24 protein-coding genes and 1 pseudogene are annotated in these 25,650 nt (G+C 71.1%); 13 read left to right on the forward strand and 12 right to left on the reverse strand.

Going from position 1 to position 25,650, the window contains the following annotated elements; genetic code table 11:
* Positions 1–421: 421 nt before the first annotated feature.
* The 3 genes from deoC to ACFWI4_RS39155 are packed head-to-tail and all read left to right on the forward strand — an operon-like array spanning position 422 to position 3,738.
* Positions 422–1,369, forward strand: a complete 948-nt coding sequence (deoC, locus tag ACFWI4_RS39145; RefSeq protein ID WP_385402272.1) for a deoxyribose-phosphate aldolase — start codon at positions 422–424, stop codon at positions 1,367–1,369.
* Positions 1,370–1,374: 5 nt separating this feature from the next.
* A complete protein-coding gene (locus tag ACFWI4_RS39150) occupies positions 1,375–2,832 on the forward strand; it encodes an aldehyde dehydrogenase family protein (protein WP_385402128.1) in 1,458 nt (485 codons plus the stop codon).
* Complete coding sequence (locus tag ACFWI4_RS39155; RefSeq protein ID WP_387206211.1) at positions 2,833–3,738, forward strand: aldehyde dehydrogenase family protein; 906 nt, start codon at positions 2,833–2,835, stop codon at positions 3,736–3,738.
* 156 nt (positions 3,739–3,894) lie between these two features.
* Here ACFWI4_RS39155 and ACFWI4_RS39160 read toward each other — a convergent pair whose 3' ends face one another.
* Positions 3,895–4,302 (reverse strand): hypothetical protein, encoded by a 408-nt coding sequence (locus tag ACFWI4_RS39160; protein ID WP_385402123.1) that lies wholly within the window; start codon positions 4,300–4,302, stop codon positions 3,895–3,897.
* A 314-nt stretch (positions 4,303–4,616) separates the two neighbouring features.
* Here ACFWI4_RS39160 and ACFWI4_RS39165 point away from each other — a divergent pair, with 314 nt between their 5' ends.
* Positions 4,617–5,255, forward strand: coding sequence for a uridine kinase (locus ACFWI4_RS39165; RefSeq protein ID WP_387206213.1), 639 nt, complete (start codon positions 4,617–4,619; stop codon positions 5,253–5,255).
* 277 nt (positions 5,256–5,532) lie between these two features.
* On the opposite strand, the gene ACFWI4_RS39170 is transcribed toward ACFWI4_RS39165, so the two are convergent.
* Positions 5,533–6,327 carry a SigE family RNA polymerase sigma factor gene (locus tag ACFWI4_RS39170; RefSeq protein WP_387206215.1) on the reverse strand — a complete coding sequence of 265 codons (795 nt, stop codon included), beginning with the start codon at positions 6,325–6,327 and terminating at the stop codon, positions 5,533–5,535.
* Between the two features lie 297 nt (positions 6,328–6,624).
* On the opposite strand from ACFWI4_RS39170, the gene afsQ1 reads away from it, so the two are divergent.
* The 5 genes from afsQ1 to ACFWI4_RS39195 all read left to right on the forward strand — a co-directional run bounded on the left by afsQ1 (position 6,625) and on the right by ACFWI4_RS39195 (position 10,462).
* Positions 6,625–7,302 carry a two-component system response regulator AfsQ1 gene (gene afsQ1 / locus ACFWI4_RS39175; RefSeq protein ID WP_037625670.1) on the forward strand — a complete coding sequence of 226 codons (678 nt, stop codon included), beginning with the start codon at positions 6,625–6,627 and terminating at the stop codon, positions 7,300–7,302.
* On the forward strand, positions 7,299–8,882 hold the full coding sequence (locus ACFWI4_RS39180; protein WP_387206217.1) for an ATP-binding protein: 1,584 nt from the start codon (positions 7,299–7,301) through the stop codon (positions 8,880–8,882). Before afsQ1 ends, ACFWI4_RS39180 begins: the two co-directional genes overlap by 4 nt.
* Positions 8,879–9,529, forward strand: coding sequence for a hypothetical protein (locus ACFWI4_RS39185; protein WP_387206219.1), 651 nt, complete (start codon positions 8,879–8,881; stop codon positions 9,527–9,529). The genes ACFWI4_RS39180 and ACFWI4_RS39185 overlap by 4 nt, the downstream gene beginning before the upstream one ends.
* A gap of 63 nt (positions 9,530–9,592) precedes the next feature.
* Positions 9,593–10,174, forward strand: a complete 582-nt coding sequence (locus ACFWI4_RS39190; protein WP_385402109.1) for a VanZ family protein — start codon at positions 9,593–9,595, stop codon at positions 10,172–10,174.
* Positions 10,175–10,258: 84 nt separating this feature from the next.
* Positions 10,259–10,462 carry a PspC domain-containing protein gene (locus ACFWI4_RS39195; RefSeq protein ID WP_385402107.1) on the forward strand — a complete coding sequence of 68 codons (204 nt, stop codon included), beginning with the start codon at positions 10,259–10,261 and terminating at the stop codon, positions 10,460–10,462.
* A 206-nt stretch (positions 10,463–10,668) separates the two neighbouring features.
* Here the strand turns inward: ACFWI4_RS39195 and ACFWI4_RS39200 are convergent, their stop codons facing one another.
* Complete coding sequence (locus ACFWI4_RS39200; RefSeq protein WP_385402105.1) at positions 10,669–11,022, reverse strand: ATP-binding protein; 354 nt, start codon at positions 11,020–11,022, stop codon at positions 10,669–10,671.
* A gap of 143 nt (positions 11,023–11,165) precedes the next feature.
* Positions 11,166–12,320 (reverse strand): adenosine deaminase, encoded by a 1,155-nt coding sequence (locus tag ACFWI4_RS39205; RefSeq protein WP_387206222.1) that lies wholly within the window; start codon positions 12,318–12,320, stop codon positions 11,166–11,168.
* 113 nt (positions 12,321–12,433) lie between these two features.
* On the opposite strand from ACFWI4_RS39205, the gene ACFWI4_RS39210 reads away from it, so the two are divergent.
* Positions 12,434–13,195 carry an alpha/beta hydrolase gene (locus tag ACFWI4_RS39210; RefSeq protein ID WP_387206224.1) on the forward strand — a complete coding sequence of 254 codons (762 nt, stop codon included), beginning with the start codon at positions 12,434–12,436 and terminating at the stop codon, positions 13,193–13,195.
* Between the two features lie 42 nt (positions 13,196–13,237).
* Here the strand turns inward: ACFWI4_RS39210 and ACFWI4_RS39215 are convergent, their stop codons facing one another.
* A complete protein-coding gene (locus ACFWI4_RS39215) occupies positions 13,238–14,200 on the reverse strand; it encodes a LysR family transcriptional regulator (RefSeq protein WP_387206226.1) in 963 nt (320 codons plus the stop codon).
* 62 nt (positions 14,201–14,262) lie between these two features.
* Here ACFWI4_RS39215 and ACFWI4_RS39220 point away from each other — a divergent pair, with 62 nt between their 5' ends.
* Positions 14,263–15,588, forward strand: coding sequence for an MFS transporter (locus ACFWI4_RS39220; RefSeq protein WP_387206228.1), 1,326 nt, complete (start codon positions 14,263–14,265; stop codon positions 15,586–15,588).
* Positions 15,589–15,744: 156 nt separating this feature from the next.
* On the forward strand, positions 15,745–16,812 hold the full coding sequence (locus ACFWI4_RS39225; protein WP_387206230.1) for a sigma-70 family RNA polymerase sigma factor: 1,068 nt from the start codon (positions 15,745–15,747) through the stop codon (positions 16,810–16,812).
* A gap of 39 nt (positions 16,813–16,851) precedes the next feature.
* On the opposite strand, the pseudogene ACFWI4_RS39230 reads toward ACFWI4_RS39225, so the two are convergent.
* Positions 16,852–17,091, reverse strand: a pseudogene (locus ACFWI4_RS39230) (hypothetical protein); the annotation flags it as partial.
* A gap of 122 nt (positions 17,092–17,213) precedes the next feature.
* Between ACFWI4_RS39230 and ACFWI4_RS39235 the strand changes: the two are divergent.
* Positions 17,214–18,134, forward strand: a complete 921-nt coding sequence (locus tag ACFWI4_RS39235; RefSeq protein WP_387206232.1) for an AEC family transporter — start codon at positions 17,214–17,216, stop codon at positions 18,132–18,134.
* A gap of 62 nt (positions 18,135–18,196) precedes the next feature.
* Here the strand turns inward: ACFWI4_RS39235 and ACFWI4_RS39240 are convergent, their stop codons facing one another.
* The 6 genes from ACFWI4_RS39240 to ACFWI4_RS39265 form a co-directional block, all read right to left on the reverse strand.
* Positions 18,197–19,480, reverse strand: a complete 1,284-nt coding sequence (locus ACFWI4_RS39240; RefSeq protein WP_387206234.1) for a thymidine phosphorylase — start codon at positions 19,478–19,480, stop codon at positions 18,197–18,199.
* A gap of 65 nt (positions 19,481–19,545) precedes the next feature.
* The gene (locus ACFWI4_RS39245; protein WP_385402082.1) at positions 19,546–19,959 is read right to left on the reverse strand and encodes a cytidine deaminase; all 414 of its coding nucleotides are present in this window, start codon (positions 19,957–19,959) and stop codon (positions 19,546–19,548) included.
* The gene (locus ACFWI4_RS39250; RefSeq protein WP_385402079.1) at positions 19,956–21,221 is read right to left on the reverse strand and encodes an ABC transporter permease; all 1,266 of its coding nucleotides are present in this window, start codon (positions 21,219–21,221) and stop codon (positions 19,956–19,958) included. The genes ACFWI4_RS39245 and ACFWI4_RS39250 overlap by 4 nt, the downstream gene beginning before the upstream one ends.
* Complete coding sequence (locus ACFWI4_RS39255) at positions 21,218–22,342, reverse strand: ABC transporter permease (protein WP_387206236.1); 1,125 nt, start codon at positions 22,340–22,342, stop codon at positions 21,218–21,220. Before ACFWI4_RS39255 ends, ACFWI4_RS39250 begins: the two co-directional genes overlap by 4 nt.
* Positions 22,342–24,033, reverse strand: coding sequence for an ABC transporter ATP-binding protein (locus tag ACFWI4_RS39260; RefSeq protein ID WP_387206238.1), 1,692 nt, complete (start codon positions 24,031–24,033; stop codon positions 22,342–22,344). Before ACFWI4_RS39260 ends, ACFWI4_RS39255 begins: the two co-directional genes overlap by 1 nt.
* Positions 24,034–24,276: 243 nt before the next feature.
* Positions 24,277–25,329 (reverse strand): BMP family protein, encoded by a 1,053-nt coding sequence (locus tag ACFWI4_RS39265; RefSeq protein ID WP_385402074.1) that lies wholly within the window; start codon positions 25,327–25,329, stop codon positions 24,277–24,279.
* Positions 25,330–25,650 lie beyond the last annotated feature (321 nt).

Here is a 25,650-nt window from a genome sequence, read left to right on the forward strand (position 1 = left end):
CCGGTGCATCAGGCCGTCGCCGTTGGATGAGGCGTGACCGTCGGTGGCGACGGCCATCGATGTACCGGCACGGCCCCGACGGCCCGCGGCCGACTGCGGGTGCGTCTTGGTGACGGTCACCCACCACGAGCACCTTTCAGCCCCGGCCAAGAAAGATTCAGCCCCAGCCGGGAAGACATTTCAGCCCCGGCCGGGAAAAAATCAGCCCCTCCGGCGTTTGAGGAGCGGGGGTCCGGGGGCGGAGCCCCTGGTGACGGGATGGGTAGGGGCGGAGGGGGCGAGAGAAAGTTGTGGGTGGGGCCGGGGCGGGCGGAAGGCTGGGTTCCGGGGGGTGGGGGCGCGCCGGGTGGGGAGTGGAAATCCCTCGGGGGTCCGGGGCTGTACAAGCCGCTACGCGCGTAGATATGCTCGTCTGGTGACCATGCCCACCTCTGCACCCGCCCTCGGCGACGTAACCGCGTCCGACAGCACGCTGCGCCGCTTCCTCCACGGGCTGCCCGGCGTCGACGCGGTCGGCCTGGAGGCACGCGCCGCTTCGCTCGGCACCCGTTCCATCAAGACCACCGCGAAGGCGTACGCCATCGACCTCGCCATCTCGATGGTCGACCTGACGACGCTGGAAGGCGCGGACACCCCGGGCAAGGTCCGGGCGCTCGGCGCCAAGGCCGTCCTCCCGGACCCGACCGACCGCACGGCGCCCACCACGGCGGCGGTCTGCGTCTATCCCGACATGGTGGCCGTCGCGAAGGAGGCCGTCGCCGGCTCCGGGGTGAAGGTCGCCTCGGTCGCGACCGCGTTCCCCGCCGGCCGCGCCGCCCTCGACGTGAAGCTGGCCGACGTGCGCGACGCCGTCGCCGCGGGCGCCGACGAGATCGACATGGTCATCGACCGCGGGGCGTTCCTCGCGGGCAGATACTTGAAGGTGTACGACGAGATCGTCGCCGTGAAGGAGGCCTCGGGCGCGGCCCGCCTGAAGGTCATCTTCGAGACCGGCGAGCTGTCGACGTACGACAACATCCGGCGCGCGAGCTGGCTCGGCATGCTGGCGGGGGCCGACTTCATCAAGACCTCCACCGGCAAGGTGGCCGTGAACGCGACCCCCGCGAACACGCTGCTGATGCTGGAGGCCGTCCGCGACTTCCGCGCCCAGACCGGCGTGCAGGTCGGCGTGAAGCCGGCCGGCGGCATCCGCACCACCAAGGACGCGATCAAGTTCCTGGTCCTGGTGAACGAGACCGCGGGCGCGGACTGGCTGGACAACCACTGGTTCCGCTTCGGCGCGTCCTCGCTCCTGAACGACCTGCTGATGCAGCGTCAGAAGCTGGCCACCGGCCGCTACTCCGGCCCCGACTACGTGACGGTGGACTGATCCACATGGCTTCCGCATTCGAATACGCACCGGCGCCCGAGTCCCGCTCCGTCGTCGACATCGCCCCCTCCTACGGCCTGTTCATCGACGGTGAGTTCACCGAGGCCGCCGAGGGCAAGGTCTTCAAGACCGTCTCCCCCTCCACCGAGGAGGTCCTCTCCGAGATCGCCCAGGCGGGCGAGGCGGACGTCGACCGCGCGGTGAAGGCCGCCCGCAAGGCCTTCGTGAAGTGGTCCGCGCTGCCGGGCTCCGAGCGCGCCAAGTACCTCTTCCGCATCGCGCGGATCATCCAGGAGCGCAGCCGCGAGCTGGCGGTCCTGGAGACGCTGGACAACGGCAAGCCGATCAAGGAGACCCGCGACGCCGACCTCCCGCTGGTCGCCGCGCACTTCTTCTACTACGCGGGCTGGGCCGACAAGCTCGACCACGCCGGCTTCGGCGCGAACCCGCGTCCGCTGGGCGTCGCCGGCCAGGTCATCCCCTGGAACTTCCCGCTGCTGATGCTGGCGTGGAAGATCGCCCCGGCGCTCGCGACCGGCAACACGGTCGTCCTGAAGCCCGCCGAGACCACGCCCCTGACGGCGCTGTTCTTCGCGGACATCTGCCGCCAGGCGGGCCTGCCCAGGGGTGTCGTCAACATCCTTCCCGGGTACGGCGACGCGGGCGCGGCCCTGGTCGAGCACCCGGACGTGGACAAGGTGGCCTTCACCGGTTCCACCGCCGTCGGCAAGGCGATCGCCCGCCAGGTCGCGGGTTCGCACAAGAAGGTCACGCTCGAACTGGGCGGCAAGGGCGCGAACATCGTGTTCGACGACGCCCCGATCGACCAGGCCGTCGAGGGCATCGTCAGCGGCATCTTCTTCAACCAGGGCCAGGTCTGCTGCGCGGGTTCGCGGCTGCTGGTCCAGGAGTCGATCCAGGACGAGCTGCTCGACTCGCTCAAGCGCCGGCTGTCGACGCTGCGCCTCGGCGACCCGCTGGACAAGAACACGGACATCGGCGCGATCAACTCCGCCGAGCAGCTCTCCCGTATCACCGCGCTGGTCGAGCAGGGCGAGGCCGAGGGTGCCGAGCGCTGGTCCCCGGCCTGCGAACTCCCGTCCGCCGGCTACTGGTTCGCCCCGACGCTGTTCACGAACGTCACCCAGGCGCACACCATCGCCCGGGACGAGATCTTCGGTCCGGTGCTGTCCGTCCTCACGTTCCGCACCCCGGACGAGGCGGTCGCCAAGGCCAACAACTCCCCGTACGGCCTCTCGGCGGGCATCTGGAGCGAGAAGGGCTCCCGGATCCTCGCCGTGGCGAACAAGCTGCGCGCGGGTGTCGTCTGGTCCAACACGTTCAACAAGTTCGACCCGACCTCGCCGTTCGGCGGGTACAAGGAGTCGGGCTTCGGCCGCGAGGGCGGCCGGCACGGTCTGGAGGCGTACCTCGCCCCGTCGAGCCCGGAGGGCGAGCGATAAATGAGTGCAGCCGAGAAGTCCGAGCAGCAGCGTCTGAGCGTCTTCAAGACTTACAAGCTGTACGTGGGCGGCAAGTTCCCGCGTTCCGAGAGCGGCCGGGTGTACGAAGTGACCGACGCAAAGGGCAAGTGGCTGGCGAACGCCCCGCAGTCGAGCCGCAAGGACGCCCGTGACGCGGTCGTCGCCGCGCGCAAGGCGTTCGGCGGCTGGTCCGGCGCGACCGCGTACAACCGCGGCCAGGTCCTGTACCGCGTCGCCGAGATGCTGGAGGGCCGCAAGGACCAGTTCGTCCGCGAGGTGGCCGACGCGGAGGGCCTGTCGAAGGCGAAGGCGGCGGCCGTCGTCGACGCGGCGATCGACCGCTGGGTCTGGTACGCGGGCTGGACCGACAAGATCGCCCAGGTCGTGGGCGGTGGCAACCCGGTCGCGGGCCCGTACTTCAACCTCTCCTCCCCCGAGCCGACGGGCGTGGTGACGGTCCTGGCGCCCCAGGAGTCGTCCTTCCTCGGGCTGGTGTCCGTGATCGCCCCGGTGATCGCCACCGGCAACACGGTGATCGTGATCGCCAGCGAGAAGGCCCCGCTCCCGGCGCTGTCGCTGGGCGAGGTGCTGGCCACCTCCGACGTGCCCGGCGGTGTCGTGAACATCCTGTCCGGCCGGACCGCGGAGATCGCGGCCCCGCTGGCGGCGCACCAGGACGTCAACGCCATCGACCTGGCGGGCGCGGACGAGGTGCTGGCGAAGGAGCTGGAGATCGCCGCGGCGGACAATCTGAAGCGCGTGGTCCGTCCACAGGCTGTGGATTACTTCCGGGCTCCCGGGACCGGGCGGCTGACGGCCTTCCTGGAGACGAAGACGGTCTGGCACCCGACGGGCTCGCTGGGCGCCGGGGGCTCGTCGTACTGAGCCCCCGGCCCGCCCGCCGTGGCGCCGACGCCCCAAGACGCCGGGGCCCCGATCCGTGTCCCCGGGGCCCCGCGACACGAGAGAGCCGCGCTTCCCCTCCGTCCAGGGGGAGCGCGGCTCTCTCATGCCCGGGCGCCTTCGGCCCGTGCGCGAGGTTCAGTGAAGGAGCCCGGTCACCTGACCGAGCACCGGGATCCCGCCGATCGACTGCGCCTCCGCCACCGGCCCGGTGAGCGCCTTGGAGGACAGCGGCTTGAAGTCGGCGAGCTGGGTGCCGACGCCGTTGTCGAGCGGGTCGACTCCCGTGCCGGCCAGCGGGTTGGGCTTGAGGCCCTCCACGGGGCCCGTGACGTACCCAACGGTCCCGTTCAGCGCGGACAGTCCCGCCAGCGGGTCGACGTTGCCGAGGGAGGCGGGCCGGGAGCGCAGGGCGTCCACGGCGGGGGCCGAGTCCGCGAAGGCCGGGGTCGCCGCGGCCGCGCCTGCGGCGGCCACGCCGACCGCCGCGGCGATCCGCACGGTCGTACGGGCCAGGCTGTTCCGCTGGGCTGCGTGTCGCGCCATCAGGTTTTCCTCTTCGGCTAGCGGGTCGAACGTCGTGGGACGTGGAGCGGAGTGCGATGGGTGCGACACGCACAGTAGTTGACCCGGATCGCGCCCGGGCGATCCCGGCCGCGGATTCGCCCCTGCGGGGCAACAGGCATATCAGCGCCACTCGTCACCCCCGAACGGCTCGTCACCCCCGGGCGACTCGTCGCGTCCGAGCGTCTCGTCACATCCGTCCGGCATCCGTCCTCCTGGACGGCCGAGCCGGGGATAATGGGGAGGGACCGCGCCGACGCGCGGTCCGCCGGACCTGTCACAGAAGGTACAGACCATTGGGTTCCCCTCTCCCGATACCCGCCCGCGTGGTGCTGCTCTGCGGCCCCTCCGGCTCCGGGAAGTCCCTTCTCGCCGCCGCCTCCGGGCTCCCCGTGCTCCGCCTCGACGACTTCTACAAGGAGGCCGGCGACCCGACCCTCCCCCGGGTCGAGGGCAGCGCGGACATCGACTGGGACCACCCGCTGTCGTGGGACGCGGACACCGCCGTCGCCGCGATCGGGGAACTGTGCCGTACGGGTCGTACGACCGTCCCCGTCTACGACATCTCGCTGAGCGCCCGCACCGGGGCCGAGGGGCTCGGCATCGACGGGGCGCCGCTGTTCATCGCGGAGGGGATCTTCGCCGCCGAGATCGTCGAACGCTGCCGCGAACTCGGCTTCCTCGCCGACGCGTTGTGCCTGTCCCGGGGCGCGGTCACCACGTTCCGGCGCCGTTTCGTACGGGATCTGAGGGAGGGCCGCAAGTCGGTGCCCTTCCTGCTGCGGCGCGGCTGGCGCCTGATGCGCTCCGAGCGTTCCATCGTGGCGCGCCAGGCGGCTCTGGGCGCCCACCCCTGCGACCGGGACGAGGCGCTCGACCGGCTGGCGGCGGCCTCGGCCGCACGGCCCGTGTCCGCCCCCACGACGGCCGCGTAGCCCGGCAGTCGCGTAGCCCGGCACTCCAGCCGCACAGCACGGCACGCTGGCCGCGCGACGGCCGTGAAGCTCCGGCGGGGCCGTCTCCGGCTGCTCCCGGAACGCGAAGAAGGTCCAAGCGGACCCCCGACCGCCTGGACCTTCTTCTTTTCCCCGTGGTCCCCCGTGACACGGCCTGTTCCCCGTGACCCGTTTCCCCGTGACCCCGTCGGTGTCGGCTCCCCCCGGAACCGACGTCCCCGTTCACCGGCTCCCCCCGGAGCCGGCCCCCGTTCCCTCAGGCGACAAGCTCCCCGAAGGACTCCTCCTCGTCACGGCCGAAGCTGAGGACCTCGTCCTCGCGCATCCGGCGGAGCGACCGCCAGATGCTCGACTTCACCGTGCCGACACTGATGCCGAGGATCTCCGCGATCTCCGGGTCGGTGCGGCCCTCGTAGTAACGCAGGACCAGCATCGTGCGCTGGAGTTCGGGCAGCCGGGCGAGCGCCTGCCACAGGACCGCGCGCAGCTCGGTGCCGCGCATCGCGTCCGTGTCGCCGGCCGTCTCCGGCAGCTCCTCGGTCGGGTACTCGTTCAGCTTGCGGCGGCGCCACGCGCTGATGTGCAGGTTCGTCATGGTGCGGCGGAGGTAGCCCCCGACCGCGGCCTTGTCACTGATCCGGTCCCAGGCCCGGTACGTCGAGAACAGCGCGCTCTGCAGCAGGTCCTCGGCCTCGAAGCGGTCACCGGTCAGGTGGTAGGCGGTTGCGTACAGGGAGGCGCGGCGCTCCTGGACGTAGGCGGTGAAGGCCGCTTCGGCCTCCACGCTCACCGTCCCGGAACGACGCTCCCCCGAGCCCTCCCCGTACGCGGCTCCCCCGTGAGCCTTCCCCCCCGTCGTGCCCACGGCGGCCTGCGCCGTGGTGTTCTCCCCCGTGAAACCGTCAACCACCGTCATGTACGCGGTGTGCTGACGTCCGGTGCCACGAGCGCACCCCCGCTGGCTCACGACACCGGACTTCTCCGCCGTCCGGTTGACGTCGTGGAGCCGCGTGACAACTGCGCTAGTGCTGGTGCTGTGCAGCGTGTTCATCTCGCGCCCCCCGTCGTGGAGTCCCGGATCTTCGGTTCGTTCCGCCGTGCGTCCTTGCCTTGTGCCGAGAAGCTTGCCGGGCCCACTTCATGGCCGTGTCCGCCGACTGTCACAGACCTGTCACAGGGGTCCCTCCCGGGCGCGGCACAGCGCGATCACAGAGAAGAGCGGTACGACTACGCAGACGGCCCCTCGGGCCCCGCGCGCCGCCCGCGAGTGCCTCCGATGTGCCCGGGAGGCGAGTGGGAGCGCTCCAACAGTCGATACCCGGGCCGGACATGGGCCAGAATGACGTTCGTGCCTTCCCTGTTGCTGATCGAGGACGACGACGCCATCCGGACGGCCCTGGAGCTCTCTTTGACGCGCCAGGGACACCGGGTGGCCACCGCTGCCACCGGCGAGGACGGTCTGAAGCTGCTCCGCGAGCAGCGACCGGATCTGATCGTGCTGGATGTGATGCTGCCCGGCATCGACGGTTTCGAGGTGTGCCGGCGCATCCGGCGTACCGACCAGCTGCCGATCATCCTGCTGACCGCGCGCAGTGACGACATCGACGTCGTGGTCGGACTGGAGTCCGGTGCCGACGACTACGTCGTCAAGCCCGTGCAGGGCCGGGTGCTCGACGCCCGGATCCGTGCCGTGCTGCGCCGCGGCGAGCGGGAGGCGAACGACTCGGCGTCGTTCGGCTCGCTGGTCATCGACCGTGCCGCGATGACGGTCACGAAGAACGGCGAGGACCTGCAACTGACGCCCACCGAGCTGCGGTTGCTCCTGGAGCTGAGCCGCAGGCCCGGACAGGCGCTGTCCCGGCAGCAGTTGCTGCGTCTGGTGTGGGAGCACGACTACCTGGGCGACTCGCGCCTGGTCGACGCGTGTGTGCAGCGGCTGCGCGCCAAGGTGGAGGACGTGCCGTCCTCGCCCACTCTGATCCGTACCGTGCGCGGCGTCGGCTATCGGCTGGACAACCCTCAGTGACCAAACCGCAGGACAAGCTCCGCGGCTGGGCCGCGGCGCGCAAGGCGTTGCTGTCCGGTCTGCGTTTCACCAGTCTTCGGCTGCGTCTGGTCGTGGTGTTCGGGCTCGTGGCCCTCACGGCCGCGGTGTCCGCGTCGGGCATCGCGTACTGGCTCAACCGCGAGGCCGTGCTGACCCGTACCCAGGACGCGGTGCTGCGTGACTTCCAGCAGGAGATGCGCAACCACGCGAGCATGCTGCCCGTGCACCCGGCGCAGGACGAACTCCAGCGCACGGCGGGGCAGATGGCGAACAGCAGCCAGCGCTTCAGCGTGCTGCTGACCGCCGAGGACGTCGACGGCAAGATGATCACCGGGAAATCGGAGCTGGACACCTTCACGCTGGAGGACGTGCCCAAGTCCCTCCGCAACGCGGTGAACAAGCAGCAGCCGCTGACCTCGACCAACACGTCGGCGTACCACCTGTACTGGCAGCGGATCACCGAGCACGACAAGTCGTACCTGGTGGGCGGGGCCCGGGTGATCGACGGCAGCACGACCGGCTACATGCTCAAGTCCCTGGAGCCGGAGGCCAAGGACCTCAACTCCCTGGCCTGGTCGCTGGGGATCGCGACCGGGCTGGCGCTGATCGGGTCGGCGCTGCTCGCGCAGGCCGCCGCGACCACGGTCCTCAAGCCGGTCCACCGTCTCGGCATCGCGGCCCGCCGGCTCGGCGAGGGCAAGCTGGACACCCGGCTCCGGGTCTCCGGCACGGACGAACTCGCCGATCTGTCACGGACGTTCAACCGGACCGCGGAGGCGCTGGAGAAACGCGTGGCGGACATGAGCGCGCGGGACGAGGCGTCCCGCCGGTTCGTCGCCGACATGTCCCACGAACTGCGGACACCGCTCACGGCGATCACCGCCGTCACCGAGATCCTCGAAGAGGAGCTGGACGCGGAGACCGGCAGCGTCGACCCGATGATCGAGCCGGCCGTACGGCTGGTCGTGAGCGAGACCCGGCGGCTCGGCGACCTCGTGGAGAACCTGATGGAGGTGACCCGGTTCGACGCGGGCACCGCCCGGCTCATCCTCGACGACGTGGACATCACGGACCAGATCACCGCGTGCATCGACGCGCGAGCCTGGCTGGACGCCGTCGACCTGGACGCCGAACGCGGCATGACGGCGCGGCTCGACCCGCGCCGCCTCGACGTGATCCTGGCGAACCTGATCGGCAACGCGCTCAAGCACGGCGGTTCACCGGTGCGGGTGTCGGTGCGGGTGGACGGCGGGGAACTGGTCATCGAGGTACGGGACCACGGTCCCGGCATCCCCGAGGACGTCCTGCCGCACGTCTTCGACCGGTTCTACAAGGCCAGCGCGTCCCGCCCGCGGTCCGAGGGCAGCGGTCTGGGCCTGTCCATCGCCCTGGAGAACGCGCACATCCACGGAGGCGAGATCACCGCGGCGAACTCACCCGAGGGCGGGGCCGTGTTCACGCTGCGCCTGCCCCAGGACGCGTCGGAACTGCTCGCCGACGACCCGCGGGGCCGTGACGGCTCGGCGCAGGCGAACGGCACGGAAGGCACCGCCGGATGACCACCGCACACCCCACCGGTCCCCGGACGGGTCCCGCCTCCCGCCGAAGGGTGCTGCCCTGGCTGGCCGTTCTGCTGCTCGCCGCGCTGCTCACGGGGTGCGGCATCCGTCCCACCCAGGTGCCGACCGACTTCGGTCCGGCGCCGTCACGGGTGCCCTGCGCGCTCTCCGGCCCCGACATCACCACCGAGGCCTCGCACGGGGTGCCGGTGCAGGTCTTCCTGCTCTGCTCGGAGCAGCTGGTGACGGTCGACCGGTCGGTGCGCATCGCGGACGGCACGGCGGAGGCGGCGCGCCGGGTCCTGGTGGCCCAGGCGCTGCTGGACGAGCTCGCCGAGGCGCCGTCGACGCCCGAGGAGCAGGCCGGGTACACGACGGACGTGCGCGGCGGGATGACGGTCAGCGGGCCCCGGGACGGGGATCCCGAGGACACGCTCCGGCTGAGCACCCCGCCGCAGGACCTCACCCGCACCGCGCTCGCCCAGATCGTGTGCACCTTCTCGGACTCGGCGGCCGCGCGGGACGACGGCAGTGTCGTCCTGGGCGGTCCCGCGCCCTCCGGCCTGCGCAGTTACGAGTGCACCCCGGAGATGCGGGCCGCGCCGGGCGACACGGCCCCGGCGTCGACGACTGTCCGGGGTTCGTAACGCCACGGGGCCGAAACGCTTCGCAGCGGAACCGATCGTGCCGGACCCCGCGTCTTGGGGGGCGTGCAGCGTCAAGGTTCAGAGGACGGCAGCGCCGTCACCCGCGTCCGTGTGGCAGGAGGTGTCCTCCTCGTCGCACATCTGGCGCTCGTCGCCTGGATCACGCTGCGTCCGCTGGACGTCCCCTGGGTGAGTGCCGCCAATCTGCGGCCCTTCGCGGGCATCAGAGCCGACCTTGCACTGGGCCCGGAGGTGGCCGCGCGGCGCATCGCCGCGGGCCTCGGGCTGCTGGCCCCGCTCGGCGTGCTGCTCCCGATGGCGGGAGGCAGGCTCTGCGTCTCCCCGCTCGGCTCGCTGCTGCGCACGACCGCGGCCGGTGTGCTGCTCTCGCTGGGCATAGAACTGCTCCAGACCGGGGTGCCGGGCCAGGTCGTGGACATCGACTCGATCATCCTGAACACCGTCGGCGTGGCCCTCGCGCATCTCGCGATCGTGCCCGCCGCCCGGGCCCGGCTGCGCCGCAGGGCCGAGACGCGGCGCCGCGCGGCCGTCCTCCCGGAGGACCCGGCTCAGGGTAGGACCCCGACGATTCCCAGGGTCGGGATCGCTCCCTGGAGCGAGGTCTCGCGCACGTCGTCCTCGTAACGTCGAAGACACCGGTGAAGGCACCGGTGAGAACGACGGAGCCGGCCCCGCCGGCACTCGACGACGGTTCGCGAAGGAGCCACCATGACCGCCCTTGCCCGCCCCACGAACGGCCGCATGATCGGCGGAGTCTGTGCTGCGCTGGCACGGCGCTTCGGCACCTCGGCGACGACGATGCGTGTCGTCTTCGTCCTGTCCTGCCTGCTCCCCGGCCCGCAGTGCCTGCTCTACATAGCGCTGTGGATCCTCTTCCCGTCCGAGGACAAGGTCGTCCGCGACGCCTGGTGACCTTGGGCGGGAACCCGGCGGAGGACCGCTGGGCACACGACGAACGCCGGTGGGGCGCACCCGCGAAGGGTGCGCCCCACCGGCGTTCGTGCGGCCGGAGGCCGGCGCGGAGGGACCGCGCGTGAACCGGCCCGCGTACGGCCGAAGAGCCCCGGGCTCGGACAGGCGGGGAGCTCTCCGCCCGCAGGGGAGCGCGGGCGGGCGCGTCAGCCCAGCGGGATCCCGTTGACCGGCAGGCCGTGCGTGGGCAGACCCTGGAGCGGCAGGCCTCCGAGCAGTCCGGCCACGGGCGCGGCGGGCCCGTCGGCGAGCAGACGCGTGGCGGCGGGCTTCGCGGCGGCCACTCCCGCGCCGAGGGCGCTCTGGCCCTGGGCGAGCGTCTGACCGGCACCGGGCAGCACGGAGGCGACGTTCTCGGCGGGCAGCGTCCTGGTGACGGTGTCCAGCGCCGAGGAGGCGTCCGGCACGGCCGGGGCGGCGTTCGCGGCACCCGCGCCGACGGCGGCGAATGCGGCGCCGAGAGCGGCGACACCGAGAGTCTTGGCAGCAGACTGCTTCATCGTGAATGCGTCCTTGGGGTGGGTGAGACGGGTATGTGAGCGGTCCAGAACCGTAAACACGTGATCCCGCCGTCCGCAAACACGGAAAAGCGGCCGAGTCATGGAGGAGAAGTGAAGACCCGGCCGCTTTCCCTGTGCGCCGATCAGCCCTTTTGTTCCACGGAACCGCTGGTGGAGGCGGTCTGCTGGAACAGCCATTCGGACTTCAATTCTGCATATCCGGGCTTGATGACGTCATTGATCATGGCCAGTCGTTCATCGAAAGGAATGAACGCCGACTTCATAGCATTGACAGAAAACCATTGCATGTCGTCGAGCGAGTAACCGAACGCCTCGACCAGGTGCTCGAATTCACGACTCATGCTCGTCCCCGACATGAGACGGTTGTCCGTATTGACGGTGGCGCGGAAATGCAGACGCCGCAGCAGACCGATGGGGTGGGCCGCGTACGAGTCCGCGGCGCCGGTCTGGAGGTTCGAGCTCGGGCACAGCTCCAGCGGGATGCGCTTGTCGCGGACGTACGAGGCGAGGCGCCCGAGCTCGACCGTGCCGTCCTCGCGGACCTGGATGTCGTCGATGATGCGGACGCCGTGCCCGAGCCGGTCGGCGCCGCACCACTGGAGGGCCTGCCAGATGGACGGCAGGCCGAACGCCTCGCCGGCGTGGATCGTGAAGTGGTTGTTCTCGCGCTTGAGGTACTCGAAGGCGTCGAGGTGCCGGGTGGGCGGGAAGCCGGCCTCGGCGCCCGCGATGTCGAAGCCGACGACGCCCGAGTCGCGGTAGCGGTTGGCGAGTTCGGCGATCTCCAGGGCGCGGGCCGCGTGCCGCATGGCGGTCAGCAGGGCGCCGACCCGGATCCGGTGGCCGTTCTCCCGGGCCAGCCGTTCCCCTTCCCTGAAGCCCTCGTTGACGGCCTCGACGACCTCTTCGAGGCTGAGCCCGCCCTCCAGGTGCTGTTCGGGCGCGTACCGCACCTCGGCGTAGACGACCCCGTCCTCGGCGAGGTCCTCGGCGCACTCGGCGGCGACCCGCACCAGCGCCTCGCGGGTCTGCATGACGGCGCAGGTGTGGGCGAACGTCTCCAGATACCGCTCCAGCGAACCGGAGTCGGCCGCCTCGCGGAACCAGATCCCGAGCTTGCCCGGATCGGTCTCGGGGAGGCCGGAGTAGCCGGTGTCGCGGGCGAGTTCGACGATCGTGCCGGGGCGCAGGCCCCCGTCGAGGTGATCGTGCAGCAGGACCTTGGGCGCCCGGCGGATCTGCTCCGAGCTCGGGGTGTTCCGGATCTGGCTCGTCATTTCGGCACTGTAGCCCCTACGCGCGTAGATCTCCGGTTGTACGCATCCGCCGATATGTAACGGTGACCGTGCGGACGGGTGGCGTACACCCTGGCTTCTGACACTGTTCTGTCATGGCACAGCAAGCGACGGCGGTTCGCAGGGCCCGGCTGGGGAGGGCGATCGGCCCGGAGCCGACGGCGGTCAGCGGAGTTGTTCTGCTGCTGCCGGGCGGCGAGGAGAGCTCGTCCCGAAGACCCTCACCCATGATGGCGGCCGCCTCCGTGCGCGCGCTCGGGCGCAGGCTGACCCGCGCCGGACGCGCCGAGGGCCTGGTCGGCCACGTGGTGCACTACCGGGTCCGCGGCTGGAACGGAAGCGAGGCCCATCTCGCGGCCGACGCCTCCTGGGCCGCGGACGAGATCGTCCGCCGCTACGGCGACGTGCCCGTGTGCCTGGCCGGCGTCGACATGGGCGGCCGGGCGGCGCTGCGCGCGGGCGGGCACCCCGCCGTCAACTCCGTGCTGGCCCTGGCACCCTGGCTGCCCGAGGACGACGTCGCCGCGCCACCCGAACCGGTGAAACAGCTGGGGGGACGGCGGGTGCTGATCGTGCACGGCACCAACGACGCTCGCACCGACCCGGAGTTGTCGTTCCGGCTCGCTTCCCGCGCGAAGAAGGCCAACCGGGGCATCTGCCGCTTCGAGGTCCACTCGGACGGGCACGCGCTGCACCAGCACCGGCACGAAGTCCTCGCCCTCGCCGAGGACTTCGTCCTGGGATCGCTGTTCGGGCACTCCTACTCCCGCCCGGTCGAGGACGCCTTCGCCGCGCCGCCGCCGCTCGGCCTGCGGATGCCGCTCGCGGCGGGCTTCGGGCAGTCGCTGCGCCGCTAGGGTCTGTCTGGCGATTCGCGTCCGCCCGGCGTACGGGCCCGGTCACTCGGGCAGCAGGCGGCCCCGGCGGGAGAGCAGGAACTTCTTGAAGGCGGCCACCGGCGGGGTGTCCGGGTGGCCGTCGAGCCAGGCGACGCCGATCTCGCGCACCGCGCGCGGTGCGGTGACCGTCAGTTCGACGACTCCCGGACGGGCGACCGCCGGTGGCGGCAGCAGGGCGACTCCGAGGCCGGCCGCGACCAGACCCCGGAGCGTCTCCGCCTCCTCCCCCTCGAAGGCGATACGCGGCCGGAAGCCCGCCTCCTGGCACAGGTCGTCGGTGATCCGGCGCATCCCGTAGCCGGGTTCCAGGGTCACGAAGGTCTCGTCGGCCGCTTCGGCGAGGCGCACCCGCTTGCGCCCCGCGAGCGGATGGTCGGCGGGCACGACCAGCCGGAGCTTCTGCTCGTCGAGCCGGCGGCCCACCAGATCGGGCGCGTCCGGCACGGGCGAGGTCAGACACAGGTCGAGCTCCCCCGACCGCAGCCCCTCCAGCATCGCCTCGCCGTAGTTCTGCACGAGACTGAAGCGGACGCCCGGGTGATCGGCGCGGAACGCGCGGATCAGCCCCGGTACGGTCTCCGAGCCCATCGTGTGCAGAAAGCCGAACGCGACCTTGCCGGTGGCCGGGTCGGCGTCCGCGCGCACCTGCTCGGCGGCCCGCTCGACCTCGGCGAGGGCCCGCTCCACGGAGGCGAGGAAGGCACGGCCGGCGGGGGTCAGCGACACGGTCCGGCCGTGGCGCGCGAACAGGTCGACGCCCAGGTCCTGTTCGAGCCGGACCATGGCCCTGGACAGGGTCGACTGCGGGACCCCCATCTGCTCCGCGGCCCGGGTCACGTGCTCGGTGCGAGCGACACCGGCGAAGTACGCCAGGCGCGGCGCGAGCAGCCGCGCGAGGTGCGCGCTGTCTTCTGTGTCACTGAACGGTGACAGGCGAGCCTGTGACCTCTGTTGATGCGCCATGGGAACGATTATGGCGATTCCATGCATTGGACGGATGAACGGCGGCTCCCTACGTTCGAGGTATGCCTTCCGCCAGTACCGGGGCGCCCGTCACCACGGGCGCCGCCGCCTCCGTTCCCGCCACCGCCACCGCCGCCCCCACCGCCGACTCCGGCCAGGCCGCCGCCGACTCCCGTATGACCCCCGGCGGGCCCGGCTACCGCCGGATGAGCTTCGCGCTCTTCCTCGCCGGTGTCGCGACCTTCGCGCTCCTCTACTCCACCCAGGCCCTGCTCCCGCTGGTCTCCGCGGACTTCGGGGCGAGCGCCGGCGAGGCGAGCTGGACGGTGTCGGCCGCGACGGGCGGGCTCGCGCTGTTCGTCCTGCCGATGAGCGCCCTGTCGGAGCGCTTCGGACGGCGTACGTTGATGACGGCGTCCCTGGCGGTGGCGGTCACCGTCGGTCTGCTGGTCCCCTTCGCGCCGTCGATCGGGGCGCTGGTGGCCCTGCGGGCGGTCCAGGGCGCGGCGCTCGCGGGACTCCCCGCGTCGGCGACGGCGTACCTGGCGGAGGAGGTCCGCCCCAAGGCGCTGATCACCGCGATCGGGCTGTTCGTCGCCGGCAACAGCGTCGGCGGGATGAGCGGCCGGATCATCACCGGCTGGGTGGCGCAGGAGTGGGGCTGGCGGGTGGCCGTCGGCACGATCGGGCTGATCGCCGTGGGCTGCGCGGTGGCCTTCCGGCTGCTGCTCCCGGCGCCGCGGCACTTCACGCGGGGCTCGCTGCGGCCCCGGGTGCTGGCCCGCACCGTGCGCGGCCATCTGGCGAACCCGCTGCTGTGCCGTCTGTACGCGATCGGCGCGCTGTTCATGATGGTGTTCGGCGGGGTCTACACGGTGATCGGCTACCGCCTCGCCGAGGCGCCGTTCTCGCTCCCGCAGGTCCTCGTCGGCTCGGTCTTCCTGGTCTATCTCGTCGGTACGGTGTCGGCGTCCACGGCGGGCCGGCTGGCCGGGCGCCTGGGCCGCCGCGGCTCCCTCTACCTCGCGGGCGCCACCACGACCGCGGGCCTGCTCCTGTCGCTCGCCGGCTCGCTGGCGCTGGTGCTGCTCGGCCTGGTCCTGATCACCGCGGGCTTCTTCGCGGGCCACGCGGTCGCGTCGTCCTCGGTGAGCCACACCGCCAAGGAGGGACGGGCCCAGGCCTCGGCGCTCTACCAGTCCGCGTACTACATCGGCTCCAGCGCCGGCAGCACGCTCGGCGCGGTCGCCTTCCACGCGGGGGGCTGGGCGGGCACGGTGGCCATGGGGCTGTTCGCGGTCCTGGGAGTCGTCTCGATCACCCTGTTCGGCTCCCGAGCGGCCCGCACCGCCGCACGCGGGGTGCCGGCGCCCGCGCCCGCCCACTGAGTCCCCTCCCGGCCACCGGAGGCTCAAACCTCCGGGACACCCCTGTGACCTGCCGGTATGTCCGCTCCGCACGCCATTGTCAGTGGGCTGCGGTAGCTTCCGAAGTGCCGGCGCGACGACGCGCGGAACGGAATCAGCCACAGGGGTGGGTTGGCCATGAGCGAGGGCACGGCGACTGCGGAGGACCTGGACGTCCGGCTGGAGAGGCACCGGGTCGAGCTGACCGGGTACTGCTACCGGATGCTCGGCTCGTCCTTCGAGGCCGAGGACGCGGTGCAGGACACCCTGGTCCGCGCCTGGCGCAGCTACGACAAGTTCGAGGGCCGCTCCTCGATGCGGTCGTGGCTCTACCGGATCGCCACGAACGTCTGTCTCGACATGCTCAACGCGGGCAACCGGAGGGCTCGTCCGATGGATCTCTCGGGCCCCTCGCCGCTCGCCCAGGCCGCGCTCACCCCGCGCCCGGACAACACCTGGCTGGAGCCGGTGCCCGACGCGCGCGTGCTGCCGGCGACCGGTGACCCGGCGGAGGCCGCGGTCGCCAAGGAGTCGGTGCGCCTGGCCTTCATGGCGGCCCTCCAGAAGCTGCCGCCGAAGCAGCGCGCGGTGCTCATCCTGCGCGAGGTCCTCGCCTGGCGGGCGAGCGAGGTGGCGGAGCTGCTGGGCACGACGGTCGCCTCGGTCAACAGCGCGCTCCAGCGGGCGCGGGCCACCCTCGCCGAGAGCGAGGGGGCGGGCGCGGACGCCGCCACCTCAGACCCGCTGGACGAGGAGCAGCAGAAGCTCCTGGAGCGCTATGTGACGGCGTTCGAGGGGTACGACATGACGGCCCTGACGGCGCTCCTCCACGAGGACGCGATCATGACGATGCCGCCGTTCGACCTGTGGCTGCGCGGCACGGAGGACATCACCGGCTTCATGACCACGCTGGGCGCCGCCTGCGCCGGCTCGCGTCTGATCCCGGTCGAGGTGAACGGCCTGCCCGGCTTCGCCCAGTACAAGCCGGACGAGGAGGCGGGCGGCCACACCCCCTGGTCGGTACAGGTGCTGGAGATCTCAGAGGGCCGCGTCTCCGGGTTCCACTTCTTCCTGGACACGGCACGCTGGTTCCCGCTCTTCGGCCTCCCCCTCCACCTCGACGGCCCCGGGGCTCCGGGCGACGGGGCGGCCGGCGGGACCGGAGCCGTGGCAGGTCTCGAAGCGGAGACCGACGAGATCGAGTAGGGCGCTCAGCGCGGGGTCGGGGCCGTGCAGGCGTATGCGGCCTCCGGCCCGGCGGGCCGCCAGTTCCATGCGTGCCAGTGTGTCGACGGCGGTGAGTCCCGGCGGCCCGAGGTTCTCGACGTCGCAGACCACGACCCCGGCCCCGGTCGTCCCGAGGAGCGCCCTGACGGCCTCGCAGAGCCGGGGCGCCTCACCCGGGGCGAGCAGTCCTCGCAGCACGAGTACGGCCGGTTTCACGGAGTCCACGGTCAGTAGACCGGCCCGGGGCCCCGAACTCATCGCGGACGGCCCCGAAGATCACATTGACCGGCGCCCGCTCCTCCCCGTTGGGTTGGGTGCATGCCCCATGAACCGGTTCCGCCCGCGATACCCGACGGCCCCCTCCGCTCCGAGGGGGTGCCGTGCAGGGGGTGCTGAGCGGCTTCGCGGTCATCGCCGTCGTCATCGGCGTCGGGTACGTGCTCGGCAGGGGCGGTCATCTCGGGGAGCACGGCCGCGAGGTGCTGACCAGACTCGCGTTCCACGTGGCGTCCCCGGCCCTGCTGTTCACCATGCTCGCGCGCGCCGACCTGTCGGTGATCTTCTCCGCCCGACTCCTGGTCACGGCGATGAGCACGGCCGCGGTGGCGGGCGTCTTCGTCGCGGTGGGTGCCCTACGGGGCTGGGGCGTGGGCCGGACGACGATCGGCGCGCTGTGCTCCAGCTATGTGAACTCCGGCAACCTGGGCATCCCGATCGCCGTGTACGTCCTGGGCGACGCCTCGCTGGTGGCGCCCGTGCTGCTGTTCCAGCTGATCGGCGTGACGCCCGTCGCGCTGACGGTCCTCGACCTGTGGGGCCAGGGCGCCGAGGGGTCGCTGTGGCGCCGGCTGCTCACCCCCCTGCGCAATCCGATCGCGGTCGGCTCGCTCGCCGGGGTCCTCGTCTCGGCGAGCGGCCTGAGCATCCCGGGCCCGGTCCTCGACCCGCTCACGCTGATCGGCAACATGTCGGTCCCCGCCGTCCTGCTCGCCTTCGGCATCTCCCTGTGCGGCAGCACGATGCCGGGCCGGGGCCCCGACCGGGTCCCGGTGCTCCTGTCGGTCGCGCTGAAGTCGGTGGGCCAGCCGGTGGCGGCCTGGGCGATGGCCTCGGGCGTCTTCGGCCTGCACGGCGCCCAGCTGCTCGACGTCGTGGTGACCTCCGCCCTCCCGGCCGCCCAGAACCTCTTCACCTACGCCTCCAGCTACGGCGTGGGCGAGCGCCTGGCCCGGGACTCGATCCTGCTGTCGACGGTGGCCTCGGTGCCGGTGCTCGTCGTGGTGGCGGCGCTCCTCGGCTGACATGCCGAACGGGACCGGTGGAGGTCCACCGGTCCCGTTCGTCCGATTGAGGAGACCGCGGATCAGGCGATGCGGTCCAGCACGATCGGGCCGGCCTTGAAGTCCGTGCCGGCCGCGCCGATGTCGTACGAGCCCTCGACCGCCTGGAGCGCGTAGTCGAAGCGGTCCGGGGTGTCCGTGTGGAGGGTCAGCAGGGGCTGGCCCGCGGTGACCGTGTCGCCCGGCTTGGCGTGCAGCTCGACGCCCGCGCCGGCCTGCACCGGGTCCTCCTTGCGGGCGCGTCCGGCACCCAGACGCCAGGCGGCGATACCGATGTCGTACGCGTCGAGGCGGGTCAGCACGCCGGAGGCGGGCGCGGTCACGACGTGCTGCTCGCGGGCGACGGGCAGCGCGGCGTCGGGGTCACCGCCCTGGGCGGCGATCATGCGGCGCCAGACGTCCATCGCGGAGCCGTCGGCGAGCGCCTTCGCCGGGTCGGCGTCCTTGATGCCGGCCGCGTCGAGCATCTCGCGGGCCAGGGCGACGGTCAGCTCGACGACGTCGGCGGGTCCGCCGCCGGCGAGGACCTCGACGGACTCGCGGACCTCCAGGGCGTTGCCCGCGGTCAGGCCGAGCGGGGTGGACATGTCGGTGAGGAGCGCGACCGTCCGCACCCCGTGGTCGGTGCCGAGGCCCACCATGGTGGAGGCCAGCTCGCGGGCGTCCTCGATGGTCTTCATGAAGGCGCCGGTGCCGACCTTCACGTCCAGGACCAGCGAGCCGGTGCCCTCGGCGATCTTCTTGGACATGATCGAGGAGGCGATGAGCGGGATGGCCTCGACCGTGCCGGTGACGTCGCGGAGCGCGTAGAGCTTCTTGTCGGCCGGGGCGAGGCCGTCGCCGGCCGCGCAGATGACCGCGCCGGTGGTGTCGAGGACGTGCAGCATCTCCTCGTTGGACAGCAGCGCGCGCCAGCCCGGGATGGACTCCAGCTTGTCCAGGGTGCCGCCGGTGTGGCCGAGGCCGCGCCCGGACAGCTGGGGCACGGCCGCGCCGCAGGCGGCGACGAGCGGGGCCAGCGGGAGGGTGATCTTGTCGCCGACGCCGCCCGTGGAGTGCTTGTCGGCGGTCGGGCGGGACAGGGAGGAGAACTCCATCCGCTCGCCCGAGGCGATCATCGCGGCCGTCCAGCGGGCGATCTCACGGCGGTTCATGCCGTTGAGCAGGATCGCCATGTTGAGGGCGGCCATCTGGTAGTCGGCGACCTCGCCGCGGGTGTACGCGTCGATGACCCAGTCGATCTGCGCGTCGCTGAGCTCGGCACGGTCCCGCTTGGTGCGGATGACGGAGACGGCGTCCATGGCCATGGCGTTCCTTCCGAAAGATGAGCGGCCCCTCCCCGGCGTCAGCCGGTCGGAGGGGCCGCGGGGCATTACTTGGTGAGATGGCCCGGCCCGAAGGCCTGCGGGAGCATCTCGGCGAGGGGCACGAGACCGCGCGGTGTCTCCAGGATCAGGTCCTCCCCGCCGAACTCGAACAGCAGCTGCCGGCAGCGTCCGCACGGGACGAGGATCTCGCCCTGCCCGTCGACGCACGTGAAGTGCGTCAGCCGGCCGCCTCCGGTGGCCCGCAGTTCGGAGACCAGACCGCACTCGGCGCACAGGCCGAGGCCGTAGGAGGCGTTCTCGACGTTGCAGCCGGAGACGATCCGGCCGTCGTCGACGCGGGCGGCGGCGCCGACCGGGTAGTCCGAGTAGGGGGCGTACGCACGGGTCATCGCCGTACGGGCCACCTCCCTCAGCTCCGCCCAGTCGACGTCCGCGGACTCCACGCCGGCGGCTGTCACTTGCCCTGTCCCTTCCGGTACGGCAGGCCGTCCGCCTTCGGCATGCGCAGACGCTGCGCCGACAGGGACAGGACGAGCAGGGTGATCACGTACGGGGTGGCGGAGACGATCTGGCTGGGCACCTCGTTGGTGTTGGCGTACCAGAGGTAGACCAGGACGCCGATGACGAACGTGACGGCCGCGGAGACGTACTTCTTCTTGACCGCGAGCCACACCGCGCCGATGACGAGCAGGATGGCGCCGAGCAGCAGCAGGGCGTGGACGTTCTCCGAGCCGCCGCGCAGGTTGAGGCTGTCGGTGTAGCCGAACAGTCCGGCGCCGAGGGCGAGGCCGCCGGGCATCCAGTTGCCGAAGATCATCGCCGCGAGACCGATGTAACCGCGGCCGCTGGTCTGGCCCTCCAGGTAGAAGGGGTTGGCGACGATGGAGAGGAAGACGCCGCCGAGGCCGGCCAGACCGCCGGAGATGATCACGGCGATGTACTTGTACTTGTAGACGTTCACGCCGAGCGACTCGGACGCGATCGGGTTCTCGCCGCAGGAGCGCAGCCGCAGACCGAACGAGGTGCGCCACAGGATCCACCAGGTGGCGGGGACCAGGGCGACGGCGATCAGGGTGAGCCAGGAGACGTCGGTGACCAGGCCGCCGAGCAGACCCGCGAGGTCCGAGACGAAGAACCAGCCCTTGTTGTTCAGGGTGGTGAGCCAGTCGGAGAGCCCTGGCACGGTGAACTGGCCGAGCGAGTCGACCGGCGGGGACTGCTTGGCCGAGCCGCCCTCGACGCCCTCGAACGCGATCGGGGCGAGGTAGCGGGTGACGCCGAGCGCCAGGATGTTGATGGCCACACCGGAGACGATGTGGTTGACGTTGAACGTGACCGTGATGACGGCGTGCAGCAGACCGCCCACGGCGCCGCCGATGACACCGATGAGGACACCGGTCCACGGGCCCCACTGGTAGCCGGCCCAGGCACCGAACCAGGTGCCGAGGATCATCATGCCTTCGAGGCCGATGTTGACGACGCCGGAGCGCTCGGCCCACAGACCGCCGAGACCGGCCAGGCCGATCGGGACGGCCAGTTCGAGCGCGGTCGACATCTGGCTGACGTTGGTGATGCCGTCGGCACCGGTGATGATGCGGACGATCGAGGTCAGCGCCAGGGCGCCCGCGATCACCAGCAGGAGGACGGGGAGCGACATCCGGCGGCTGCCGGGAGCCGCGGGCTGAAGCGTGGGCTGGTTGACGTCGGTTGCGGTGGTCACTGGCCAGCCACCTCCTTCTGGGTGTTGTCGGTGCCGCCGAGGACGTTGCCCGCGGCGAGTTCCGCGCCGACGCGGCGCTGCTGGCGGCGCAGGCCCCACTCGCGGACGGACTCGTAGGAGACGACGACGGCGATCACGATCAGGCCCTGCATGATGACCGCGATCTCCTTGTCGTACCCGTGGAAGTCGAGCTCGGGCGAGGCCTTGTCCAGCCAGGCCCACAGCAGGGACGCGAAGGCGATGCCGACGGGGCTGTTGCGGCCGAGCAGCGCGATGCCGATGCCGAGGAAGCCGATGCCGACCGGGAAGTTCAGGCTGTACGTGTGGGTGTCGCCGAGGAGGATCGGCAGGCCCGCGAGACCGGCGATGCCGCCGGAGAGCAGCATCGCGGTGAGCACCATGCGCTTGGGGTCGACGCCGCTGGCCGCGGCGGCGGTCTCGGAGGCGCCGGAGGCGCGCAGGTCGAAGCCGAAGCGGGTGCGGTTGAGGACGATCCAGTAGCCGATGCCGAGGAGCACGGCGAGGATGACCAGGCCGTAGATCTCGCCCGCGTCGCCCATGTTGAAGCCGGGGATCCAGCCGGACTTGTGCATCTCGCCGGTGGTGTTGTTGTTGCCGAGCTTGACGCCGAAGACGTCGGGCAGCCACAGGTAGGCGATGACGGAGGTCGCGATCGCGTTCAGCATGATCGTCGCGACGACCTCGCTGACCCCGCGGGTGACCTTGAGGACACCGGCGATGCCGGCCCAGAACGCGCCGGTGCAGATCGCGGTCAGCATCAGCAGCGGGACCTGGAGCACGGCCGGCAGCGCGACGTGCGCGCCGACGATCGCGGCCATCATGGCGGCGAGCTGGTACTGGCCGTCCACACCGATGTTGAACAGGTTCATCCGGAAGCCGATGGCCACCGCCAGCGCCGCGATGTAGTACAGCGAGGCCTGGTTGATGATCAGGACCTGGATGTCGGAGTACGTCGCCTGCTGGAACATGATCGTGTACGGCTCGATCGGGCTCTTGCCCGAGGCGAGCAGCACGATCGAGGTCAGCGCCACGGCGACGACGAGCGCGATGACCGGTCCGGCCACCCCGAGGAGGATGCGCTCCTTGTCGAACTTCTTCATCAGCGGGCCTCGTCTTCCGGGGCGTCCGCCGGGTTCTCGGCGGGCTCTTCGAGCTCGGCCGCTTCGGCGAGCTCCTCGTTCTCCAGGTGTCCGGAGGCGGCGCCGGTCATGGCCGAGCCGAGTTCCTCCGGGGTGATGGTGGCCGGGTCCGCGTCCGCGACCAGCTTGCCGTTGTAGATAACCCGGAGCGTGTCGGACAGGCCGATGAGCTCGTCCAGGTCCGCCGAGATCAGCAGGACGGCGAGTCCTTCGCGGCGCGCCTCGCGGATCTGGTCCCAGATCTGCGCCTGCGCGCCGACGTCCACACCGCGGGTGGGGTGGGCGGCGATCAGGAACTTGGGCTTGTGGCTCATCTCGCGGCCGACGATCAGCTTCTGCTGGTTGCCGCCGGACAGGGAGGCCGCGGTGACGTCGATGCCGGGGGTGCGCACGTCGTACTGCTCGACGATGCGGCGGGTGTCCTGCTGGGCGCCCTTGATGTCGATCCAGACACCCTTGGCGTTCGGCTTCTCGGTGACGTGACCGAGGATCCGGTTCTCCCAGAGGGGGGCCTCCAGGAGGAGGCCGTGGCGGTGACGGTCCTCGGGGATGTAGCCGATGCCGCTCTCGCGGCGCTTGCGCGTGGACAGCCCGGTGATGTCCTCGCCCACGAAGCGGACGGTGCCGGAGTCGGCGGGCTTGAGGCCGATCAGCGCGTCGATGAGCTCGGTCTGGCCGTTGCCCTCGACACCCGCGATGCCCATGACCTCACCGGCGTGGATGGTGAAGGAGACGTGGTCGAGCACGAGCCGTACGGCGCCGCGCTCCACCTCGTCCATGAGCAGGGCGGCGGAGCCCTTGCCCATCGACACCGAACCCTTGGCGAAGACCACCAGGTCCTCGACCTCGAGCACGGCCTGGTCGGTCACCGTCGACTCGGAGGTCTCCGGCGTGGGCAGTTCGCTGCCGACCATGAGCTCGGCGAGCTGGCGCGGGGTGGTCTCGGACGGGACGGCGGTGCCGACCGTGGTGCCGCGCCGGATGACGGTGATGTCGTCGGCGACGGAGAGGACCTCGCCCAGCTTGTGGGAGATGAAGATGACCGACAGGCCCTCGGCCTTGAGCTCGCGGAGGTTGTCGAAGAGCGCGTCGACCTCCTGCGGCACGAGGACGGCGGTGGGCTCGTCGAGGATCAGGATGCGGGCACCGCGGTAGAGGACCTTGAGGATCTCCACGCGCTGGCGTTCGGCGACGCCGAGCTCCTCGACCAGGACGTCGGGGCGGACCCCGAGGCCGTAGCGGTCGGAGATCTCGACGATCTTGCGGCGGGCCTTGGCGCCGATCCCGTACAGCTTCTCGCTGCCCAGGGTGACGTTCTCCAGGACGGTGAGGTTGTCGGCCAGCATGAAGTGCTGGTGGACCATGCCGATGCCGCGGGCGATGGCGTCGCCGGGCGACGAGAAGGTGACCTGTTCGCCGTCGACGGCGATGGTGCCCTCGTCCGGCTTCTGCATGCCGTAGAGAATCTTCATCAGCGTCGACTTGCCGGCGCCGTTCTCGCCGACGAGGGCGTGCACGGTGCCCTTGCGGACGCTGAGGTGGATGTCGTGGTTGGCCACGACGCCAGGGAATCGCTTGGTGATCCCGGCGAGTTCGACAGCGGTCGTCTGACCGTCGACCGCGCCGGCCGGAGGGCTGCTGGACGCGTTGATGGCGCACTCTCCTGAGGGAAAGGGGGTCGTCTACGCGCGTAGCGCCCCTACGGCAACGAAAGGGGCCACGGGCCGCGAGAACGGGATACGTGGAGCAAGACTCCTCGTATCCCGTTGAGCGGACGTAACCCCGCGGTTACCAAGCGACTCCGGGGCAGAACGGGCGCCTCCCCGTGCCGGACGGCACTGAGACTTGCCCGTACTTCCCCGGGACCGCATTGGCTGCTCCTGAGGTAACTCTCGTCAGCTGGTCTTGACCTTGATCGCACCGCTGATGATCTTCTCCTGGGCGGCCTTGACGGCGTCCTGGATCGCGGTGTTGCTCTTGAAGGACGGGTTGGAGTCGGCCAGACCGACCTCACCGGACTTCAGATCGCCCCGAACGATACCGCTCTCGGGCTTACCGTCCTCGACCGACTTCGCCAGGTTGTAGACCGCCTTGGCGACATCCTTGGTCGCGGACGTCAGGATGGCGTCCTTGTACTGCGAGAGCGCCGCCTGCTGGTACTGGTCGGAGTCGACACCGATCGCCAGGACCTTCTTGGCGGAGGCGGCCTCGATGACACCCTGACCGGACAGACCGGCCGCGGCGTAGACGACGTCGGCCTTCTTCTCGATCTGGCCCTCGGCGGCCGTCTTGCCCTTGTCGGGGCTGGAGAAGCCACCCTCCTGGGCGGTCTGCGTCAGGTACTGCGAGAGGACCTTGACGCCGGGCTTGGTGTCCTTGACACCCTGCTCGAAGCCGGCCTCGAACTTGTGGATCAGCGGAACGTCCACGCCGCCGATGAAGCCGACGGTGTTGGTCTTGGTGGCCTTGGCGGCGGTGACGCCGGCCAGGTAGGAGGCCTCCTGCTCCGAGAAGACCAGGTCCGCGACGTTCTTCGCCGTGACGGTGGAGTCGTCGACGATGCCGAAGGTGGTGTTCGGGAGCTTCGCGGCGGCTGCCTTGACGGCGGGGCCGTAGGAGTAGCCGATGCCGATGACCGGGTTGTAACCCTGCTTGGCCAGCGAGATCAGGCGCTGCGTCTTGTCCGCGTCCGTCTCGCCGTCGGTGGGCTCGAGGTCGGCGGTGGCGTACTTGAACTCGGCCTTCGCCTTCTTCAGACCCTCGTACGCGGCGTCGTTGAAGGACTGGTCGCCCTTGCCGCCGACGTCGTACGCGAGGGCGAGGCCCTTGTGACCGCTCTTGGAGTCCGAGGAGGACGAGGAGGTCGAGGTGCCGCCGCAGGCGGAGAGAGCGAGGGCGAGAGAGGCGGTCGCAGTACCTGCGAGCGCGATGCGGGTAACCCGGCGCATTACGTGTGCTCCTGTCGTTCAGCGCCTGACGGTTCAGCTTCGGCGCTGGCTTCGCCGCAGATTAACGCGCGTAGACCAACTAGAAAACCCCTTCTGTCCACCTTGTTATCCGGCTGTGCCCGACGCCACTCGCGCATGGGTCCCGGGCATGCCGATCGCAAAGGAGGGATCGCGGAGGGTGACTCCGCGCGGGGACAGCGGAACGGGGGGGGACCCGGGGTGGCCCCCCCGTACGCCGTTCGTAGGCCGCGTGCGCCCCGGGGGGGGGGTCGGTTGGGGGGGGGGGCCCCCCCGCGCGCCGCGAGGTGGTGGTTGTCGTTA

Origin of the sequence: Streptomyces sp. NPDC127038, from assembly GCF_042725875.1 — a bacterium.
Classification (GTDB): Bacteria; Actinomycetota; Actinomycetes; order Streptomycetales; family Streptomycetaceae; genus Streptomyces.

Excerpts from the sequence above, each read along its gene's own strand:
- ACFWI4_RS39210 (WP_387206224.1), top strand. The coding sequence starts at position 12,434 with ATGGCACAGCAAGCGACGGCGGTTCGCAGGGCCCGGCTGGGGAGGGCG.
- ACFWI4_RS39215 (WP_387206226.1), bottom strand. The coding sequence starts at position 14,200 with ATGGCGCATCAACAGAGGTCACAGGCTCGCCTGTCACCGTTCAGTGAC.
- ACFWI4_RS39205 (WP_387206222.1), bottom strand. The coding sequence starts at position 12,320 with ATGACGAGCCAGATCCGGAACACCCCGAGCTCGGAGCAGATCCGCCGG.
- ACFWI4_RS39265 (WP_385402074.1), bottom strand. The coding sequence starts at position 25,329 with ATGCGCCGGGTTACCCGCATCGCGCTCGCAGGTACTGCGACCGCCTCT.
- ACFWI4_RS39150 (WP_385402128.1), top strand. The coding sequence starts at position 1,375 with ATGGCTTCCGCATTCGAATACGCACCGGCGCCCGAGTCCCGCTCCGTC.
- deoC (WP_385402272.1), top strand. The coding sequence starts at position 422 with ATGCCCACCTCTGCACCCGCCCTCGGCGACGTAACCGCGTCCGACAGC.
- ACFWI4_RS39185 (WP_387206219.1), top strand. The coding sequence starts at position 8,879 with ATGACCACCGCACACCCCACCGGTCCCCGGACGGGTCCCGCCTCCCGC.
- ACFWI4_RS39155 (WP_387206211.1), top strand. The coding sequence starts at position 2,833 with ATGAGTGCAGCCGAGAAGTCCGAGCAGCAGCGTCTGAGCGTCTTCAAG.
- ACFWI4_RS39255 (WP_387206236.1), bottom strand. The coding sequence starts at position 22,342 with ATGAAGAAGTTCGACAAGGAGCGCATCCTCCTCGGGGTGGCCGGACCG.
- ACFWI4_RS39240 (WP_387206234.1), bottom strand. The coding sequence starts at position 19,480 with ATGGCCATGGACGCCGTCTCCGTCATCCGCACCAAGCGGGACCGTGCC.
- ACFWI4_RS39220 (WP_387206228.1), top strand. The coding sequence starts at position 14,263 with ATGCCTTCCGCCAGTACCGGGGCGCCCGTCACCACGGGCGCCGCCGCC.
- ACFWI4_RS39195 (WP_385402107.1), top strand. The coding sequence starts at position 10,259 with ATGACCGCCCTTGCCCGCCCCACGAACGGCCGCATGATCGGCGGAGTC.
- ACFWI4_RS39170 (WP_387206215.1), bottom strand. The coding sequence starts at position 6,327 with ATGAACACGCTGCACAGCACCAGCACTAGCGCAGTTGTCACGCGGCTC.
- ACFWI4_RS39200 (WP_385402105.1), bottom strand. The coding sequence starts at position 11,022 with ATGAAGCAGTCTGCTGCCAAGACTCTCGGTGTCGCCGCTCTCGGCGCC.
- ACFWI4_RS39160 (WP_385402123.1), bottom strand. The coding sequence starts at position 4,302 with ATGGCGCGACACGCAGCCCAGCGGAACAGCCTGGCCCGTACGACCGTG.
- ACFWI4_RS39225 (WP_387206230.1), top strand. The coding sequence starts at position 15,745 with ATGAGCGAGGGCACGGCGACTGCGGAGGACCTGGACGTCCGGCTGGAG.